Origin of the sequence: Halobacterium zhouii, assembly GCF_021249405.1 — an archaeon.
Taxonomy (GTDB): Archaea; Halobacteriota; Halobacteria; order Halobacteriales; family Halobacteriaceae; genus Halobacterium; species Halobacterium zhouii.
Genome location: NZ_CP089593.1, coordinates 882,309 through 899,134 on the forward strand (window position 1 = coordinate 882,309; position 16,826 = coordinate 899,134).

Consider the following 16,826-nt stretch of genomic DNA (forward strand, 5'->3'; position numbering starts at 1 on the left):
CCCCGGCATCTCCCCCTCGCTAACTTATAAACACTCCTCCGTACGCTGGCCTACCTTCCTTTGTGGTTCGCGACGAAGGAGGAGTATGGACGACACCGAAGCCGACTTCGAGGTGGGCGAGCCATCAGCGCAGTGGCGCGATTATCAGGGTGCGCCCACGGGCACCGACATCGAGTGCGAGGGGTGGCGACAGGAGGCCGCGCTCCGCATGCTCAACAACAACCTCGACCCAGAGGTGGCGGAGAAACCCGAGGACCTCGTCGTGTACGGTGGCACGGGGCGCGCGGCACGCTCGTGGGACGCGTACGACGGCATCCTCGAGCAACTCCGGGAACTGGGCGGCGAGGAGACGCTGCTCGTACAGTCGGGCAAACCCGTGGGAGTCTTCGAGACGCACGAGCAGGCGCCCCGGGTACTCATCGCGAACTCGAATCTCGTCGGGAAGTGGGACAACTGGGAGCACTTCCACGAACTCGAAGCGGAGGGCCTCATCATGTACGGCCAGATGACCGCGGGGTCGTGGGCGTACATCGGCACGCAGGGCATCATTCAGGGCACGTTCGAGACGCTGGCAGAACTCGCCGAACAGCACTACCCGGAGAACGACGGCTTGCGCGGGAAGATCGTCTCCACCGGCGGTCTCGGCGGGATGGGCGGCGCGCAACCGCTCGCGGTGACGATGAACCACGGCGTCTGCATCGCTGCCGAGGTCGACGAGGACCGCATCGACCGGCGCATCGAGACCGGCTACTGCATGGAGAAAACCGACGACCTGGACGAGGCCATCCGGAAGGCAAAGGAGGCCGCCGAGGCCGGTGAACCGTACTCCATCGGCGTCCACGTCAACGCCGCGGACATGCTAGAGGGGATGCTGGAGCGTGGGTTCGTGCCGGACGTGGTGACGGACCAGACGAGCGCACACGACGAACTCGAGGGTTACTACCCGAGCGGGTACACTGTCCAGGAAGCCGACGAACTCCGCGAGGAGGACCCCGAGACGTACGTCGAGGAGAGCCTCGACACGATGGAGCGCCACGTCGCTGGCATCCTCGGCCTGCAGGACGAGGGCGCGGTCGCGTTCGAGTACGGCAACAACATCCGCGGGCAGGTGCAGGACCACCGCGGCGACGTCACGACGACAGCGGGCGAGACCCACGACGCCTTCGACTACCCGGGGTTCGTTCCGGCGTTCATCCGTCCGCTGTTCTGCCGCGGGAAGGGTCCCTTCCGCTGGGTCGCGCTCTCCGGTGACCCCGACGACATCCACCGGACGGACGAGGCCGTGAAGGAACTGTTCCCGGAGAAAGAGGCGCTCCATCGCTGGATCGACCTCGCGCAGGAACAGGTGCAGTTCCAGGGCCTCCCCTCTCGGGTGTGCTGGCTCGGCTACCACGCGGGAGACGATGAAGACGCGCTCACCGAGCGCGCCCGCTTCGCGCTCCGCATCAACGAACTCGTCGCAGAAGGCGAAATCGGCGCGCCCGTGGTCGTCACCCGCGACCACCTCGACGCCGGGTCGGTCGCCAGTCCGAACCGAGAGACGGAAGCGATGAAGGACGGCTCGGACGCCGTCGCAGACTGGCCGATTCTGAACGCACTGCTGAACTGCGCGGCGGGCGCGGACATCGTGAGTGTCCACGACGGCGGCGGCGTCGGCATCGGGAACGCGCTGCACGCGAACAACCACGTGGTCCTCGACGGGAGCGACCTCGCGGCGGAGAAGGCCCGACGCGTGTTCACGACGGACCCCGGAATGGGCGTGATTCGGCACGCCGACGCGGGCTACGAGGAAGCTATCGAGGAGGCCGCGGAGTCGGGCGTCACCGTCCCGATGGCGGAGTCGAACCGAGACACGGGGGCGGAGAACCGATGAATCTGACACCGGCGCCCGAGTGGACGGGCACGTCCGCCGACCCGAACGACGACCAGTTCGGTGACCAGGTGGAGGAAGCCGTGCTCGAAACTGCGTCGGACTACGACGCGGTGCTCGTCGGCGAACCGTACGACGGCGCCGTCATCGGCCGGAAAGGCGCCGCCGAGGGCCCGGACGAAATCCGGGAGTCGCTCGCCGGTCTGAAAACCCACCACTTCGACGAGGGCCCGGTCACGTCGGTCGGCGACCTCGGCAACGTGGCGGGGGCCGCGGACGCCGACAGTGTGTCCGACGCACAGTCGATGTTTCAGGAGGTCGCGGAGCGTGTTCACGACCTCGGCGCGCTGCCGGTGTTCGTCGGCGGCGACAACTCGCTGTCGTACGCGAACGCCAGCCCGCTCCTCGAGCGCGGGACGCTCGGCGTCGTCAGCTTCGACGCGCACCTCGACTGCCGGGAAGTCCGCGGTGACCCCTCGAGCGGGACGCCGTACCGCCAGTTGTTCGAAGCGGGACTCGACTCGCTCGCCGTCGTCGGCGCGCGCGACTTCGAAACGTCGACTGCGTACGCGGACTACCTCGACGAGCAGGGCGGGACGGTCGTCACCGCGGAGTCGGTCGGCCGAGACCCAGACGGTGCACTCGCTGACGCGACGGCGGTGCTGGACGACGTCGACCAGCTGTACGTGAGCGTGGACATCGACGTTCTCGACGCCGCGTATCCGGGGTCGAGCGCACCGACGCCGGGTGGTCTTCAGCCCAGAGAACTGTTCCGGCTGGTGCGCCACCTCGCCGGTGACGACAGGGTCGTCGGCTTCGAGATAGTCGAGACCGCACCGCCACTCGACTCGAACGGACGGACTGTCGCGGCCGCCGCGCGAACGATTGCCCACTTCCTCGCGGGGTACAGCGAGTGACCTTCCCACAATCTACGATGAGCACGCTCCAGACAGTCGTTCACGACGCAGCAGAACTGGTCGTCGGCCCCGCCGCCGACGAAACGCTCCGGACGTACGAGAGCGCCGCAATCGCCGTCGTCGATGGTGACGTCGCGATGGTCGGGCCGACCGAGGACGTGCGCCGCGAATATCCGTTCGACACCGCCAAAACGACGGTCGACGCGTCCGGGAAGACAGTGATTCCGGGATTCGTCGACCCCCACACCCACGCCCTGTTCGCCGGCGACCGATCGGACGAGTTCGCCGCGAAACTCCGCGGGAAGCCCTACCAGGAGATTCTCGAGGAGGGCGGCGGCATCCTCCGGACGGTCGAGGCCGTCCGGGAGGCCAGCGACGAGGAACTCGTCGCGAACCTCACGCGCCAACTCGACCTGATGCTCGCACACGGCACGACGACTGCCGAGGTGAAAACGGGCTACGGACTCGACACGGAGACCGAACTCCGGATGCTCGACGCCATCGCGCAGGCGGCGGACGACCACCCGGTCGACGTGGTGGCGACGTTCATGGGCGCGCACGCCGTGCCTGACGGCCGCGAGACCGAGGACTACGTCGACGAGGTTGTCGAGGAGCAGTTGCCCGCGGCGGCGGACCGCGGCGTCGCGGAGTTCTGCGACGTGTTTTGCGAGGAGGGCGTGTTCACCGTCGAGCAGTCCCGACGGATTCTGGAGGCCGGTGAGGAGTACGGTCTCACGCCCAAGATTCACGCCGAGGAGTTCACGCGACTCGGAAGCGCCCAACTCGCCGCCGACCTCGACGCAGTGAGCGCTGACCACCTCCTGCACGCAACGAGCGAGGACGCCGAGGCCATGGCGGATGCTGGCGTCGTGCCCGTTCTGCTTCCGGGAACCGCGTTCTCGCTGGGGGAGTCCTACGCGGACCCACAGCAGTTCCAGAACGCAGGGGCGCCGGTCGCGCTCGCAACGGACCTGAACCCGAACTGCTACAGTCAGAGCATGGGATTCGCCGTCGCGCTCGCGTGCAACGGCATGCGGATGGCCCCAGCGGACGCACTCCTCGGGGCGACGCGCAACGCCGCGCTCGCACTCGACCGCGACGACGGCACCGGCACGCTCGTCGAAGGTTCTTCCGCAGACCTCGCGATCGTAGACGGCCCGAGCCACGTCCACGTTCCGTACAATTTCGGCGTGAACAGCGTCGACACCGTGCTCAAGGACGGAGCGGTCGTCGCACGCGGCGGCGCCGTCGCGGACGAGGACACTGTCGCCGACGGAGGTGATGTACGTGACTGAGGCGGTCGTCGTCGATGGCCAGACGCTGACGCCCGAAGGCGTCGAAGCGGTCGCACGCCGGGACGTACCAGTCGAAATTGCCGAGGATGCCCGCGAGGACGTGCGGCGGTCCCGCGAGCGCGTCGAGGACGTGCTGGACTCCGGCGAAGCGGTGTACGGCGTGAACACCGGGTTCGGCCAGTTGGTCGACCAGCAGATTTCTCGCGAGGACCTCGAAGCCCTGCAGACGAACTTGATCCGGAGTCACGCGGCGGGCCAGGGCCGCGAACTCGAACGTGAGGAAGTTCGAGCACTCGTCCTCACTCGCCTCAACGCACTCGTCAAGGGATACTCGGGGATTCGGGAGACTGTCGTGGACCTGCTCCGAGACCTGCTGAACGAGGGCGTCCACCCGGTTGTCAGGTCCCGGGGGAGCCTCGGCGCGAGCGGCGACCTCGCACCGCTGGCGCACATGAGCCTCGTGCTGCTGGGGGAGGGAGCGGCCGACGTCGGAGGTGAGCGATTGCCGGGCGACGAGGCGCTCTCGCGCGCTGGTCTCGAACCCGTGACGCTCGTGCCGAAGGAGGGACTCGCGCTCATCAACGGCACCCAGTTGACGACCGGGATGGCGGCGCTCGCGCTTCTCGACGGCGAACGCGCGCTCCGCGCCGCCGACGCCGCCGGTGCGCTCACGACGGAGGTGACGATGTCCACGACCGCGAACTGCGACCCGTCTATCCACCGCGTTCGCCCGCACGACGGGCAGGCGGCGAGCGCGCGGAACGTCAACGCGCTCACCGAGGATTCGGGAATCGTGGAGTCTCACCGGAACTGCGACCGCGTGCAGGACGCGTACTCGATTCGCTGTCTGCCCCAGGTCCACGGCGCGGTCCGCGACGCGCTCACACATCTCCGCGAGGCCGTGGAGACGGAGTTGAACAGCGCGACGGACAACCCGCTGGTCTTCGACGCGGAGAGCGCAGACCCACGCGCCAGCGGCACAGAGAACGCCGCGGTGCTGTCGGGCGGGAACTTCCACGGCGAACCGCTCGCGCTCCGCCTCGACTACGCCACGAGTGCGCTCACCGAACTCGCCGCCATCAGCGAGCGCCGCACCGACCGCATGCTCAACCCGAACATCCAAGAGGAATACCTGCCGCCGTTCCTCGCGCCCGAGAGCGGCCTCCACTCGGGGCTGATGATTCCCCAGTACACTGCCGCGTCGCTCGTCAACGACCTGCGCTCGCTTGGCACCCCCGCGACCGACAACACGCCCGTCTCGGGCGGACAGGAAGACCACGTCAGCATGAGCGCGGGGTCCGCGTACGGGTTCCGCGAGGCCGCCGCGAAGACCGCGAGCGTGGTCGGCGTCGAGTTGCTCTGTGGCGCGCAGGCCAGCGAGTTCCTCGACGACGACCTCGACCACGCCGCCGGCACGCGAGCGGTGTACGACCTGGTTCGGGACGTGTCGCCGCCGGTCGAGCAGGACCGATCGCTTTCGGCGGAGATGGACGCCATCGCGGACCTCGTTCGGGAGGGACTCGTGGACGAAGCGGTCGAGCACGCGCTCGGGAAGCCACTGGAGTAGCTCGCCGGCCGCGCTGGATTTGTCCGCGTACCCCCGGAAGGCACTTGGTCGACTGTCCACCGTTCTCGAACATGGTCGACGTACGCCGCGTGCCGCCTGCGGATTTCGACGCCGTCTACCGACTGCTCTGCGAGCGCGTCGGCGACCGCGACGAAGCTACTGTCCGCGAGTGGTACGACGACCACCCCGAACTGTTCGTCGGCGCGTACGACGACGGCGACCTCGTGGGGTTCGCGGCTGGCCGGGAACGGGACGACGCCTCGGTCGAACTCGCCGGCATCGCCGTGGACGACTCCCACACCCGGCAGGGAATAGGCTCCCGACTCCTCGACGCGTTCGAAGCCGCCGCCGTGGACCTCGGCTACGAGCGCGTGAGCCTCGGCTCTGCGGGCGGCTACGTCGACGAGTTCTACCTCGCGAACGGCTACGAACCGGAGAGCATCCTCGTCCGCCTCCACCCGGACGATGTCTCCGAGGACCACCGCGACCTGGGGTTCGAGATTCTCCGGGAGCGGATGGACGACGGGACGCAGAAATTCTACGTCGCGCCGGGCGGCCACGACCCCGAGCGCGTCGAGGCGGTCCGCGGAGCGTTCGGTGACCCCGACGCCATCTACATCATGGAGACGCACCTCTAACAGGAGTCACCAATGCGGTTCTTCATCCAGAGTCGAGGTCGAAACAGCCGCTTGATACAGTGGACGTACCTGCCGACTCTGAGCCACTGTAGTGCTCGCTGTTCACATCTCACGGGCATTACTCGTCCGATTTCTGTGATTCCGTCGTGACCTGACCGCTGATTCGCTGCTGTTCGTCTTTCGGGATGAAGGGGCCGAACGCTGCCGTTCGCTGGGCGATGAGTGCAATACGCACGACGTACGCGAGAAGGACTGAAAGCGGTACGAGCGAGACAGCGATGGTCGCGCTGAGGAGGACGACAATGATCGGGCGTGCAATCGTGAAACCGGGTATTTCTGGGGCGATAAAGATGCCGAGTGCGGTGACGATGACCGCCGGAAGTCCGGTGTACAGCATCATTCGCGACAGCTCTGCGAGTTCTCGCTGTATCCACAACGATTTGATATAATCGCGCGCGGCGTCGAGCTCCAAGAAGAGATCCTCTAATTCGTCGAGCGCCTCAGTCGCGGTCTCCGAAAGCTCGTCTTCGTACGTGGCACCGAGACGACGCGCCGTGTGGAGTTGCCACGAATCGTGATAATCAAGCAGGACGATCAGTGTATCGGTCAGCTCGAAACCGAGGTCTTCGAGATCGGCGCTGATGTTGTCGGTCTGCTCGGTGAGTGTTTCGGTGTAGTCTCTGATCTCCTCTTGCAGTTGTTCGTTGGTGGCTTTCTCACCCGCTGCTTCGAGCTCCCCCGCTCGGTCGTTGATGGCGTTTGAAAATTGCAGGAAAAACCCCGACGCCTGTGGTGAACTCACGGCGACGTTCGTGGTGTCCCCGATCTGCTGATGGACATCGAACGTTTCCTTCGTCCGGTCGTACAGATCATCGAGCGAGCCCAATTCCTGCGAGAGAACGATCTGATTGAGACCAACGGAGATGGCGATGAGCGTGAGGAGACCGCTCATCGTCCCGCTGAGAAACCAGACAGCCCGTTCCGAGACGGATAGCGAAATGAATCCGGCGAACCCGAACAGAAGAAAAATGGCGAAAACCAACCCGGTGATAGCGGCGGTGATTCGGAATCGATCACCGGTAAGCAGTATCCACCGAATCAGGCGGCCGGTCACCGGACCCACCGGCGAGGTGTTCTCTGATTCAGACACAGTGACTACTACAGGGTGTTATGGGAAATAATCGTGCTACTGCACCCTTGTCTCGGATCATGTTTCCGCTTGTATTTCGCTTGACTCTCGTTACGAATCCCTACTAACTGCTCGGTCTCTCCGAGGATGAACGGCCCATCGAGGGCGTCCGCTTCATAACCGTGAGTACGCGAAGAAGGTAGGCGAACAATACGGCGAACGGTATGAGCGTGAGTACGTAAAGGGCGCTGACGATGAGGTGGACAGTGCTGACCCCGAACACTGCGCCGGTGACTTTCGCAGCGTCGAACTCGAGTATCATATAACCGGCGAGTGCGAGGGTCGGCATCGCCCCGTACAGCACTCCGCGTGAAATATTGATGATCTCTCACTGAACGTAGAGTGTCTTGAAGTGTTCGCGGGCTGGACCGAAGAACCCTCGCTAGCAACTACTGCTACGACTGGAACTCCGGCTCCCGTCCTTCGAGGAACGCTGCCACTCCCTCCTCGTGTTCCTCCGTGTCGTAGGCCTGACTCTGGAGCAGATTCTCGTGGTCCAGTGCGTCCCCCCACTCCCGCCCGAGGTTGTCGTGAAGCGCCTGCCGAATGACGCCGATGGTGCGCGTCGGTCGCGCCCGGAGCGTGTCGAGCAGGTCCTCGACGGCGTCGTCCAGTTCGTCCTCGGGAATGCTCTCGTTCACGAGACCCAGTTCGGCTGCTTCCGACGCGTCCACGAACTTCGCGGTGAACGCGAGGCGCTTGGCCTCCCGGAGGCCGACGAGTCGCGGTAGCAGGAAGCTCCCGCCGGTATCCGGGACGAGGCCCACCCTGACGAACGCACACGAGAACCGGGCGTCGGGGACGGCGTACGCGAAGTCCGAGAGCGCAACGACGGCCAGACCCGCGCCGACGGCGTCGCCGTTCACTCGCGCGACGATGGGCACGCGTGAGTCCATCGCGGCCTCGGCGAGTCTGCCGAACGTCTCCTCCACGCGCTCGTAGGCCTCGCGAACGTCCTCCTCGCGTTCGGCCATCGACTGGATGTCGCCGCCCGCGCTGAACGCGTCGCCTTCACCGGTGAGGAGAATCGCGTCGTGGGTGTCCGGGTCGGCTGACTCGATGGTGTCCGCGAGCTCGGCGGCGAGGTCGGTCGTGAATGCGTTCTTGACCTCGGGCCGGTCGAAGGTGACGCGCAGGACGCCGTCGGTGGTTTCGGTGTGCATGGAGCGGCGTTTCTGGTCGGGGAAGTTACCTCTATCGCCGAACTCCGGAACACTCAACTGCCCGAGTTCGGCATCTCAGCGGGATGGTAGGACGACGCGACGCACTCGCCGCTCTCGGTACGGCGGCCGTGACTGGACTTGCGGGGTGTACTGGTGTTCTCTCTGGCCGAGACGACGGCGGTGCGGCGACGCCCCAACCCCCGTCGTTCGACGGCCCCTCGTGGCGGCAGTTCGGCGGCGGGCCGGGGCGGCGTGGTCGCGCGAACGCAGGCACCGGCCCGGAAGACGGCGGTTCTGTGGCGTGGACGGCGGACGTCGGCGACATGGCGATCTACGGCTCAGTCGTCGCCGGGAACACCGTCTTCCACGCACAGGAGGGGACCGTTGTGGCGTACGCGGCGGCCGACGGCTCACAGCGATGGAAGACAGACGGCTGGTCGTTGGCGAACACGCCGACGTTCGCGGCCGGCTCGCTCTACGTCCCGAACGACGAAAACGGAATCACGGTGGTCGACCCGACGTCTGGTGAGGAGCAGTGGAACGTCGGTGGTGACGGAGTGTACGCCTCGCCCACCGTCGTCGACGGGACGCTGTACGCGGTTCAGCCCGGTCGTGGCGTCGTCGCGTTCGACCTCGACTCACGGGAGCGCGTGCAGACGATTCAGACCGAAACGGGCCACGCGCTCGCCGCGGGCGAAGACGCGCTCTACGTCCGGGGTAACGATGGTCTGCTGGCGCTCCGGGACGGCGACGTCGCGTCCCGAATCGAACTGCCGGGGACGTCCGCTAGCTACCCCGTCGTCGGTGACGGCCTCGTGTACACCGCTGCCTGCGGTGACCGCGAGCGTCTCGTCGTGTTCGACCCTGCTTCCGGGGAGTCGGCGTGGACGCACAGGACAGACGTGGACTGTGGCCTCTCCGGCGTCGTCAACCCGGCGCTCGGCGACGAGACTCTCGTCTGGGCATTCGGTAGTACCGTCGTCGGACTCGACTCGGAGAGTGGCGACGAACGGTGGACGACGACGCTCGACTCGCCCCGCGGCGTCGCAGTTGGCGGCGAAACGGCGTACGTGATGCAGACGAACGGAACGCTCGTCGCACTGGACAGTGCGTCGGGTGACGAGCGGTGGCGCGTCGAGGTGCAGACTGACGACGGCGTCGGCACCAGTCAGCCGATGGTCGTCGGCGACCGGGTGTACGTCCACGACGGCCGCACGCTCGCTGCCGTGGACCCGGCGTAGCCGGCGGTTCCAGTCGGCTTACAGCGCTTCTCCGAGGAGTCGATTCTGCCCACGGCGCAGTCGTTCGAGGAACGCGGACTTCGAGACGCCGAGTTCGTCGGCGACGTCGGTCGCGTCCGCCCCTCGCGGCACTTCGAAGTAGCCCATCTCGCGGGCCGTAAGGAGGGCGTCGGCCTGCGCGGGCGTGACGCCCCAGCGGTCCGCGACGGGGGCGTCGTCCTCGCCCGCGAGCGGGAAAACCCGTTCGAGCGTGACGCCGACGGTGTCGCCCGCGGTGTCGAGGACGCCCTTGAGAACGTCGTGGCCGACGACGGCACCCGTGTACCGCGCGTCGCCGGCGTCGTAGTGGAGGCCGTCCACGAGGAAGCCGGCGCTCACGAGTTCGTGGACGACACACGGGTGCTTGGAGAGGCAGCGGTAGTTGTACCGGCCGTCACTGCGAGCGACGTGGAGGTAGCGGACGCGGTCGTCGCCGTCGAGGGCGTCCGCGAGCGCGTCGCCGTTCGCCGACGAGAAGTGGACGAGCGCGTAGCCATCCTCGCGGAGCTGTGGCGGCTGGGCGTCGGCGCTCGTTCCAGTGGTGCGCGTGGCCTCCGCGAGGGGGCAGTCGTCGCCGCTGACGCTGAACTCGACGGCGAGACACTCCTCGATCATACGCGGTGTACGCCGCCTCCATACTTCAACCCCGCGTATAGACGGGTCAACGACTACTTCGGTGTATCCCTCACGATTCAACATGGACGTAGACCAGACGAAAGAGCGCGCGGGCCCCCGGGAGTTCAGCCCGAGTGACGACCTCCCGGAGGAGTACCGGAAGGCCGCGACGCGCATGATCCAGTTCCACGCGAACAGCGAGGTGATGGGCGGTTACCTCGACAAACAGTTCACCAGAATGGCTCCCTCTCTGGACCGGAAACTCGCCAACACGGCGAAGGTCCAGGACGAAATCGGGCACGCCCAACTGCTCTACCGGGCCGCCGAGACGCTCGGTGTGAAGAGCCGCGAGCAGATGTGGACCGAACTCGAGGAGGGCACCGGGAAGTTCCTCAACTGCTTTCACTACCCCGTCGACTCGTGGTACGAGGCGCCGATGATCGACTTCTTCGTCGACGGCGGTGCGATGCGGCGGCAGGCCACGCTCAAATCCACGAGCTGGGAGCCCTACGCCCACGCCATGGACAAAGTGTGTTTCGAGGAGGGGTTCCACGTCAAGCACGGCGAGGACATTCTCCGCGAACTGATGACCTCCTCGAAGGCGAACCAGGAGCGCACGCAGGAGACCTTCGAGAAGTGGTGGCCCCGAATCCTCCAGTTCTTCGGCCCGACGAACGACGAGAGCGTCCACGACGACTTCGCCCAGCAGGTCGGCCTGAAGACCGTCTCGAACGACGAACTCCGGAACTCCTTCCTGAACATGTACGTCCCGAAGGCCGAGAAGTACGGGCTCGAGATTCCGGAGTATCCGCGCATCTTCGAGCGCGACGACGGCACGATGGCGGTCCGCGAGGACGACCTCGACTGGGACGAGTTCTGGACCATCGCGAAGAACGACTACGAGGGAAGCGAGGAACAGATCGGCTCCCGGCGACAGCGGCAGGAGGCCGTCGCGTGGGTGCGCGAATCGATGAACGACTGGGAATCAGGTGCTGCGGGAAGCCCGCAGGCCGCCGACTAAGATGATCTGGGAAGTGTTCCGACAGGAGGAACCCGGCGACAAGCACGAGCACTGCGGGAACGTCCACGCGCCCGACCGCGAGATGGCGCTGATGTTCGCGCAGATACAGCACGGCCGACGGATGCAGACGAACTCGCTGTGGGTCGCGCCGCGCGAGGAGATCGGCGAGGTGGACGCCGACGACACGTCGTTCGGCGGGACGACGGACAAAGCCTACCGGTGGGCGATCACGTACAACGACATCGACGCGAGCTTCGCCGAGGAGGTCGCCGAGAGCGAGGCCGAACAGGAGGAGGCCGCCGAAAAGCGGGGTGAGGTCTGATGGCGGACGCGACCACCGACCAGACGGCGGTCCAGCAAGACGCTGTGGAGGCCGAACTCCGTCGACTCGCGGACGACGAGTTCGTGCTCGCGGAGCGCTACACGGAGTGGCAGATCTACGCGCCGACCGTGGAGTCGGACCTCGCGCTCGCGAACATCGCACAGGACGAGTTCGGTCACGCGCGCCTCTGGTACGACCTACTTCAGGATGAGTTCGGTTACGAGGAACGCGACCTCCTCTGGGAGCGCGACCCTGCGGACTTCGTCCACAGTCCGCTCGTCGAACTGGAGACGCCCGAGGGCGACTGGGCGGACACCATCGTGCGGAGTTACCTCTACGACGTCGCAGAGCGCCTGCGTCTCGACGCGCTCGCCGACTCCTCGTACGGCCCCATCGCGGAGCGCGTCCCGAAGGTCGTAGAGGAGGAGGAGTACCACCGCGAGCACGCCCAGTCGTGGCTCGACCGCATGACTGGCAGCGGGGAGTCCCACGAACGTGTGCAGGACGCCCTCGACCGCCTGTTCCCGTACGCGTTGACGCTGTTCGAAGCCGGGGCTCACGAGGACGACATCGTCGAAACCGGGGTCCGCACGCGGTCTCTCGACGAGCTGCGCGAGGACTGGCTGGACGAGGTGGTGTCGTATCTGGAGTCCCTCGACCTGGACGTCCCCGACCCGGACGACACCGGCCGCCCAGATGTGGTCGGGCGAGACGGCTCGCACACGGACGCGTGGGTCGACCTCTACGAGGCGTTCACGGCGACCTACCGGGAACTCGACTTCGAGAATCCGGTCCGCTTGCGGGGTGAAGGCGAGTGAGTTCGCCGCCGACCGGGTCGTCGCCGGGGACCGACGCATCGGGGTCGGAGTCAGCGGCGTGTGCGTACACTGACTACGAGTCGGGTGACGCCCCCGCGGAGTACCCGAAGACGGGGGAGGGAGCGACGGGCACGGAGGCCGAGGTCTGGGACGCCCTCTCGGAGGTCGAGGACCCCGAGATGCCGGTGTCCATCGTGGACCTGGGACTCATCTACGACGTCGACGTCGAGGGTGAGCGCGCCGAGGTGGAGATGACGTTGACGTACACCGGTTGTCCGGCCAAGGACATGCTCACGAACGACGTTCGGTGTGCGGCGTTGACGGCCAGCGGCGTGCACGAGGCGGACGTCTCTATCAAGTACTCGCCGCCGTGGTCCGTAGACATGGTGACCGAGCGAGGGAAAGACCAACTGAGAGAGTTCGGACTGAGCGTATGACTGGGGTTCGACCGACCGCATCGAGGAGGAGGGATTCGAGCACATGAGGGGGTTCGATCCGAGCACGACGACCAGCGAGGACGGGCCCGCCGACTGCCCGTACTGCGGGTCAACGGAGACGGAGCGCGAGCACCCGAAGGGGCCGGGGCTCTGTCGCTCGATTCACTTCTGTAGGTCGTGCGAGCAGCCCTTCGAGCGGTTCGAGTGAGCTCGAACCAGTGTCTGTTCCGGAGAACTGAACGAGTATTTGTCTCTACACAATTGTGTACTTGCCGTCACATCTCGATACAGTCCGATTGAACACCCTCACTACAGTATGTGTGTTCGGTAGGTTCTGGTGGCCGGAGTCCGACATCGATGAACAGATACGTCGATTTCCCCGTCCGAGCATTACTAGTAAAGGGTTAGATTCAGGGGTGTTCGCGTACACAGTACTGATGTTCGCCGATGACGCGTAACGCGTCCATCGGTGGACGTGCCTCTGACACCGACACGGCGCCTCCCGGCGCCGTTTCTGAAGACGACTGGTATCTGACCGACGTATCACCTGTAGTGGCGACTCGGTCGTAGCGACGGATCTGCTCGAGAGGAGTGTTTACGCCTCGAATTCGATTGTCTCCTCGAGGTACAGCGTCGGCGCAGCGTCGAGGTCGACGAACTCCGCGGCGTCGGCCATCACTGTCTCCCCAACGTCCGAATCGAACGCGGCCTCGAGTGCGGCCATGTCATCGAAGTAGAGTTCCACGACGCCGTCGTGGTTTGCTCGCTCGGGGTCGCTCGGGACCGCAGTGGTGTACTTCTGGAGACCGGGGAGTTCTTTCGCGAGTTCTGCGTGGTCGCCCCGCCACCGCTCCACGAACTCTTCGTGCGTGTACTCCTCTGCGCGGACGAGCAACTGCACCATCTTGACCATGCTCCTGGGTGTTCGCTCGCCAGACATCGTTCTACCGGTCGGCGGTCGGAACGCGAACAGTTCGAAACTGTTCACGTCGCCGAAATTAACCGTTAGCAATCCTCGGAAGCGTTTCCAACGGCATGGGACAGTCGGAACAACCTGGGACGGAGTTCTCGTTTTATTATATCGCTCTGGTATGGTTCGGGTAGATGTCCGTCAAAGACCCCTCACCCCGTCCCGACGCACTGGCAACGCCGAACACGGACGCACACGGCAGTGAGGCAGACGGAGAACGACCGGAGAACGAGGCGCTCTCCCGCGACCAGGTGTTCCACCTGCTCCAGAACCAGCGCCGCCGTGGGGTGCTCCGGTACCTCGAGAACGCCGCGACTGACCGGGTTCGGATGCGGGACGTCGCCGAGGCCATCGCGGCGGCAGAACACGGCACGTCCGTCGACGCGCTCTCCTCGAAGCAGCGCCAGCGCGTGTACGTGCCGTTGTACCAGAACCACCTGCCGAAACTCGACGCAGAGGGCGTTCTAGACTACGAGCAGGACCGCGGGTTCGTGGAGCGTAGACCGGCGGCTGCCCAACTCGAACGCCACCTCTGGCCGTCGACGACCGACTCCGAGAGCACTCTGACCACCGACAGGAGCGAGAGGTCGAATCGTTCACGATGGTCGCTCGTCGCCGCCGGCGTGGGTGCTGGCCTGTTCGGCGGTGTGACCCTGGACGTGTCCGTGTTTGCGTCTGTCCCCGACGTTGTCGCGAGCGCGCTTGTCGTCTGTCTGTTCGTCGCAGTCTCCCTCTGGCAGGCTCTTGCTCACTCTGCTCTGGACGACGAGTGACCGAAAACGTGGCAGATGTATTGGTATATAGACTGTACGAGATATTCGGTTAATGGGTCGTAACTCGTGTGCCAGTGGCCATCTAAACGTAACATATTATTTAATATAAATTAATTCTGGTAGTAACGATAGCAAAAGAACTATCTTAGTCGGCCGGTTGAACCTAAGCGAACTGAACCCGGGAGGGTTCCTCCCGACGCTCACTCACTGTCATGCACTCACGACCAGTCGGCGTCCTGCTCGCGTGTCTTCTCCTCGTCACGGCCGGGTCGGCGGTCGGTGCCCCCGGCGAGACGACCATCGAAGCGGTCGAGTTCGGGGGAATGGGCTTCGTTGCCGTCGAGGGGAACACGACGTTCGTCTGGCAGAGCGAGAACGCGACAGTCGAGGTCACCGTGACGACCGGCCAGATCTCCGACCCCAACCACGAAGTGTGCGTGCGCGCCCCGTCGCTCGAGACCGGAGAACGGAAACTCGGATGTACACACAAGCGACTCGAGAGCAACACCACCACCACGGTGTCGGTCCCCGTCTCCGGGTGGCCGGAGTCCGTGGCCGGCAGTTCGCTCCCCCTAGAGGCCACGCTACGGAAGGCGCTCAGCGACACCGTCGTGAGTGAGACGAACGCCTCGGTCACGGTGATATCGAAGGACGGTCACTTCGACGGCGACCAGTTGACGAACCAGCGCGAGGTCGAACTCGGCACCCGGATATCCGCTCAGGACACCGACGGTGACGGACTCTGGGACGGTCAGGAGGTGCACAGTGCGGGGTCGTCGCCGCTCGCGAAGGACACAGACGGCGACGGCGTTCGGGACGCCGTCGAGGTGAACTACGGCACGAACGCGTCGCTCGACGATACCGACGGCGACGGGCTCTCGGACGACGCGGAGATCAACAAGTACGCCACGGACCCGCTCGACGCCGACAGCGACGGCGATAGCCTCTCAGACGGGCGCGAAGTCCACGAACTCAACTCCTCGCCGAGTGCGGCCGCCACCGACGCCGACAGTCTCGACGACGCGACGGAACTCGAACTCGGGACGGACCCGGCCGACCCCGACACGGACGACGACGGACTCACCGACGGCGTCGAACACACGCAGTACGACACGAACCCGCTGGACGCGGACACTGACGGTGACGGCGTCTCTGACAGCCGCGAGGTCCGCCAGCTCGGGACGAACCCGCGGCTCGCGGGCGCGGACAGCGACGGCGACCTGCTGTCCGACGAACTCGAACTCGACATCGGAACGGACCCCGGAAGCCTGTTCTCGCCCTGGGGGTACGTCGTGGTGGTCGTGGCCGCTGGCGCGGTCGTGGTAACGCAACTCTACCGAGCGGGCTGGCGGGTCGGCCGTCGGTATCGGGAGGTTGGCGGACGCCGCGTTCGCCTGCCGACCGTGACGGTAGCGGACGAGAGCAGCAACTCGACTGCGCTCTCGTCCTCAAGGCCAGGCGGGCGAACCGACGCCGGGGGTGCTCGGTCCACTGGCACGAACACCGGCGGTCAGTTCGGAGGTGAAGCGAGTGAAGCGACGAGTTCCGGCGGCAGTGGACCAACTGACGGTCAGGCCAGCGCGAGCCTCGACCGCTCGCAGCGTGGACAGTCCACCGGCAACACCGATTCGGACCTCCCGAACGAGGCGTTCCTCACGGACACCGACCGCGTACAGAGATTCGTCGAAGCCGCGGGCGGGAACTGCCGGCAGCAGGACATCGTCCAGGAGACCGGGTGGTCGAAGTCGAAGGTGAGTCGCCTGCTCTCCCAGATGGAAGACGACGACGAGATCCGGAAGATCAGTCTCGGGCGCGAGAACGTCATCGTCCTGCCGGGCGAGGAACCGGACGCGGTGCGGTCGGCGCTCGACGACGAGTGACGAACGACCGGACCGAACCCGACGCGCTGGGACGCGAGCGCGTTCCGTCGAGATTTTATTCACCGACGACC

Annotated in this window: 18 protein-coding genes; 13 read left to right on the forward strand and 5 right to left on the reverse strand. The window is 65.7% G+C overall.

All coding sequences use genetic code 11. From position 1 onward, the window contains the following. Positions 1-85 precede the first annotated feature (85 nt). From hutU to LT970_RS04550, 5 genes are all read left to right on the forward strand, one after another. Positions 86-1,873 carry a urocanate hydratase gene (hutU, locus tag LT970_RS04530; protein WP_232688274.1) on the forward strand — a complete coding sequence of 596 codons (1,788 nt, stop codon included), beginning with the start codon at positions 86-88 and terminating at the stop codon, positions 1,871-1,873. After that, a complete protein-coding gene (gene hutG, locus LT970_RS04535) occupies positions 1,870-2,787 on the forward strand; it encodes a formimidoylglutamase (protein ID WP_232688275.1) in 918 nt (305 codons plus the stop codon). Before hutU ends, hutG begins: the two co-directional genes overlap by 4 nt. Positions 2,788-2,804: 17 nt before the next feature. Next, a complete protein-coding gene (gene hutI, locus LT970_RS04540; RefSeq protein ID WP_232688276.1) occupies positions 2,805-4,082 on the forward strand; it encodes an imidazolonepropionase in 1,278 nt (425 codons plus the stop codon). Then, a complete protein-coding gene (gene hutH / locus LT970_RS04545) occupies positions 4,069-5,649 on the forward strand; it encodes a histidine ammonia-lyase (protein WP_232688277.1) in 1,581 nt (526 codons plus the stop codon). The genes hutI and hutH overlap by 14 nt, the downstream gene beginning before the upstream one ends. 71 nt (positions 5,650-5,720) lie before the next feature. After that, positions 5,721-6,287 carry a GNAT family N-acetyltransferase gene (locus tag LT970_RS04550; RefSeq protein WP_232688278.1) on the forward strand — a complete coding sequence of 189 codons (567 nt, stop codon included), beginning with the start codon at positions 5,721-5,723 and terminating at the stop codon, positions 6,285-6,287. Positions 6,288-6,405: 118 nt separating this feature from the next. On the opposite strand, the gene LT970_RS04555 is transcribed toward LT970_RS04550, so the two are convergent. The 3 genes from LT970_RS04555 to LT970_RS04565 form a co-directional block, all read right to left on the reverse strand. Then, the gene (locus LT970_RS04555; RefSeq protein WP_232688279.1) at positions 6,406-7,437 is read right to left on the reverse strand and encodes a DUF7972 family membrane protein; all 1,032 of its coding nucleotides are present in this window, start codon (positions 7,435-7,437) and stop codon (positions 6,406-6,408) included. A 103-nt stretch (positions 7,438-7,540) separates the two neighbouring features. Further along, positions 7,541-7,765, reverse strand: a complete 225-nt coding sequence (locus LT970_RS04560) for a DUF7972 family membrane protein (protein ID WP_232688280.1) — start codon at positions 7,763-7,765, stop codon at positions 7,541-7,543. 106 nt (positions 7,766-7,871) lie between these two features. Further along, a complete protein-coding gene (locus LT970_RS04565; RefSeq protein ID WP_232688281.1) occupies positions 7,872-8,639 on the reverse strand; it encodes an enoyl-CoA hydratase/isomerase family protein in 768 nt (255 codons plus the stop codon). Positions 8,640-8,722: 83 nt separating this feature from the next. On the opposite strand from LT970_RS04565, the gene LT970_RS04570 reads away from it, so the two are divergent. Further along, positions 8,723-9,880, forward strand: a complete 1,158-nt coding sequence (locus tag LT970_RS04570) for an outer membrane protein assembly factor BamB family protein (RefSeq protein WP_232688282.1) — start codon at positions 8,723-8,725, stop codon at positions 9,878-9,880. 18 nt (positions 9,881-9,898) lie between these two features. Here LT970_RS04570 and LT970_RS04575 read toward each other — a convergent pair whose 3' ends face one another. Beyond that, positions 9,899-10,534 (reverse strand): helix-turn-helix domain-containing protein, encoded by a 636-nt coding sequence (locus LT970_RS04575; RefSeq protein WP_232688283.1) that lies wholly within the window; start codon positions 10,532-10,534, stop codon positions 9,899-9,901. A gap of 82 nt (positions 10,535-10,616) precedes the next feature. On the opposite strand from LT970_RS04575, the gene LT970_RS04580 reads away from it, so the two are divergent. From LT970_RS04580 to paaE, 5 genes are read left to right on the forward strand one after another with little or no spacing between them, the layout of a single operon-like run. Beyond that, the gene (locus tag LT970_RS04580) at positions 10,617-11,555 is read left to right on the forward strand and encodes a Phenylacetic acid catabolic protein (RefSeq protein WP_232688284.1); all 939 of its coding nucleotides are present in this window, start codon (positions 10,617-10,619) and stop codon (positions 11,553-11,555) included. Between the two features lies 1 nt (position 11,556). After that, entirely contained in the window at positions 11,557-11,877 is a 321-nt protein-coding gene (gene paaB / locus LT970_RS04585) for a 1,2-phenylacetyl-CoA epoxidase subunit PaaB (RefSeq protein ID WP_232688285.1), read from the forward strand. Then, entirely contained in the window at positions 11,877-12,695 is an 819-nt protein-coding gene (paaC, locus tag LT970_RS04590) for a 1,2-phenylacetyl-CoA epoxidase subunit PaaC (protein ID WP_232688286.1), read from the forward strand. Before paaB ends, paaC begins: the two co-directional genes overlap by 1 nt. Continuing rightward, positions 12,692-13,132 (forward strand): 1,2-phenylacetyl-CoA epoxidase subunit PaaD, encoded by a 441-nt coding sequence (paaD, locus tag LT970_RS04595; RefSeq protein WP_232688287.1) that lies wholly within the window; start codon positions 12,692-12,694, stop codon positions 13,130-13,132. The genes paaC and paaD overlap by 4 nt, the downstream gene beginning before the upstream one ends. A 43-nt stretch (positions 13,133-13,175) precedes the next feature. Continuing rightward, positions 13,176-13,340, forward strand: coding sequence for a 1,2-phenylacetyl-CoA epoxidase subunit PaaE (paaE, locus tag LT970_RS04600; protein ID WP_232688288.1), 165 nt, complete (start codon positions 13,176-13,178; stop codon positions 13,338-13,340). A gap of 387 nt (positions 13,341-13,727) precedes the next feature. Here paaE and LT970_RS04605 read toward each other — a convergent pair whose 3' ends face one another. Further along, positions 13,728-14,045, reverse strand: coding sequence for an EthD family reductase (locus tag LT970_RS04605; protein WP_232688289.1), 318 nt, complete (start codon positions 14,043-14,045; stop codon positions 13,728-13,730). A 191-nt stretch (positions 14,046-14,236) separates the two neighbouring features. On the opposite strand from LT970_RS04605, the gene LT970_RS04610 reads away from it, so the two are divergent. Together LT970_RS04610 and LT970_RS04615 are read left to right on the forward strand one after the other, a co-directional pair. Further along, positions 14,237-14,875 (forward strand): DUF7344 domain-containing protein, encoded by a 639-nt coding sequence (locus LT970_RS04610; RefSeq protein ID WP_232688290.1) that lies wholly within the window; start codon positions 14,237-14,239, stop codon positions 14,873-14,875. 212 nt (positions 14,876-15,087) lie between these two features. Continuing rightward, positions 15,088-16,755 carry a helix-turn-helix transcriptional regulator gene (locus tag LT970_RS04615; protein ID WP_232688291.1) on the forward strand — a complete coding sequence of 556 codons (1,668 nt, stop codon included), beginning with the start codon at positions 15,088-15,090 and terminating at the stop codon, positions 16,753-16,755. Positions 16,756-16,826: the final 71 nt, after the last annotated feature.

Bases quoted from the DNA above. Each gene is read 5' to 3' on its own strand.
- hutU (WP_232688274.1), top strand. From the start codon at position 86: ATGGACGACACCGAAGCCGACTTCGAGGTGGGCGAGCCATCAGCGCAG.
- hutG (WP_232688275.1), top strand. From the start codon at position 1,870: ATGAATCTGACACCGGCGCCCGAGTGGACGGGCACGTCCGCCGACCCG.
- hutI (WP_232688276.1), top strand. From the start codon at position 2,805: ATGAGCACGCTCCAGACAGTCGTTCACGACGCAGCAGAACTGGTCGTC.
- hutH (WP_232688277.1), top strand. From the start codon at position 4,069: ATGTACGTGACTGAGGCGGTCGTCGTCGATGGCCAGACGCTGACGCCC.
- LT970_RS04550 (WP_232688278.1), top strand. From the start codon at position 5,721: ATGGTCGACGTACGCCGCGTGCCGCCTGCGGATTTCGACGCCGTCTAC.
- LT970_RS04560 (WP_232688280.1), bottom strand. From the start codon at position 7,765: ATGCCGACCCTCGCACTCGCCGGTTATATGATACTCGAGTTCGACGCT.
- LT970_RS04565 (WP_232688281.1), bottom strand. From the start codon at position 8,639: ATGCACACCGAAACCACCGACGGCGTCCTGCGCGTCACCTTCGACCGG.
- LT970_RS04570 (WP_232688282.1), top strand. From the start codon at position 8,723: ATGGTAGGACGACGCGACGCACTCGCCGCTCTCGGTACGGCGGCCGTG.
- LT970_RS04575 (WP_232688283.1), bottom strand. From the start codon at position 10,534: ATGATCGAGGAGTGTCTCGCCGTCGAGTTCAGCGTCAGCGGCGACGAC.
- LT970_RS04580 (WP_232688284.1), top strand. From the start codon at position 10,617: ATGGACGTAGACCAGACGAAAGAGCGCGCGGGCCCCCGGGAGTTCAGC.
- paaB (WP_232688285.1), top strand. From the start codon at position 11,557: ATGATCTGGGAAGTGTTCCGACAGGAGGAACCCGGCGACAAGCACGAG.
- paaC (WP_232688286.1), top strand. From the start codon at position 11,877: ATGGCGGACGCGACCACCGACCAGACGGCGGTCCAGCAAGACGCTGTG.
- paaE (WP_232688288.1), top strand. From the start codon at position 13,176: ATGAGGGGGTTCGATCCGAGCACGACGACCAGCGAGGACGGGCCCGCC.
- LT970_RS04605 (WP_232688289.1), bottom strand. From the start codon at position 14,045: ATGGTCAAGATGGTGCAGTTGCTCGTCCGCGCAGAGGAGTACACGCAC.
- LT970_RS04610 (WP_232688290.1), top strand. From the start codon at position 14,237: ATGTCCGTCAAAGACCCCTCACCCCGTCCCGACGCACTGGCAACGCCG.
- LT970_RS04615 (WP_232688291.1), top strand. From the start codon at position 15,088: ATGCACTCACGACCAGTCGGCGTCCTGCTCGCGTGTCTTCTCCTCGTC.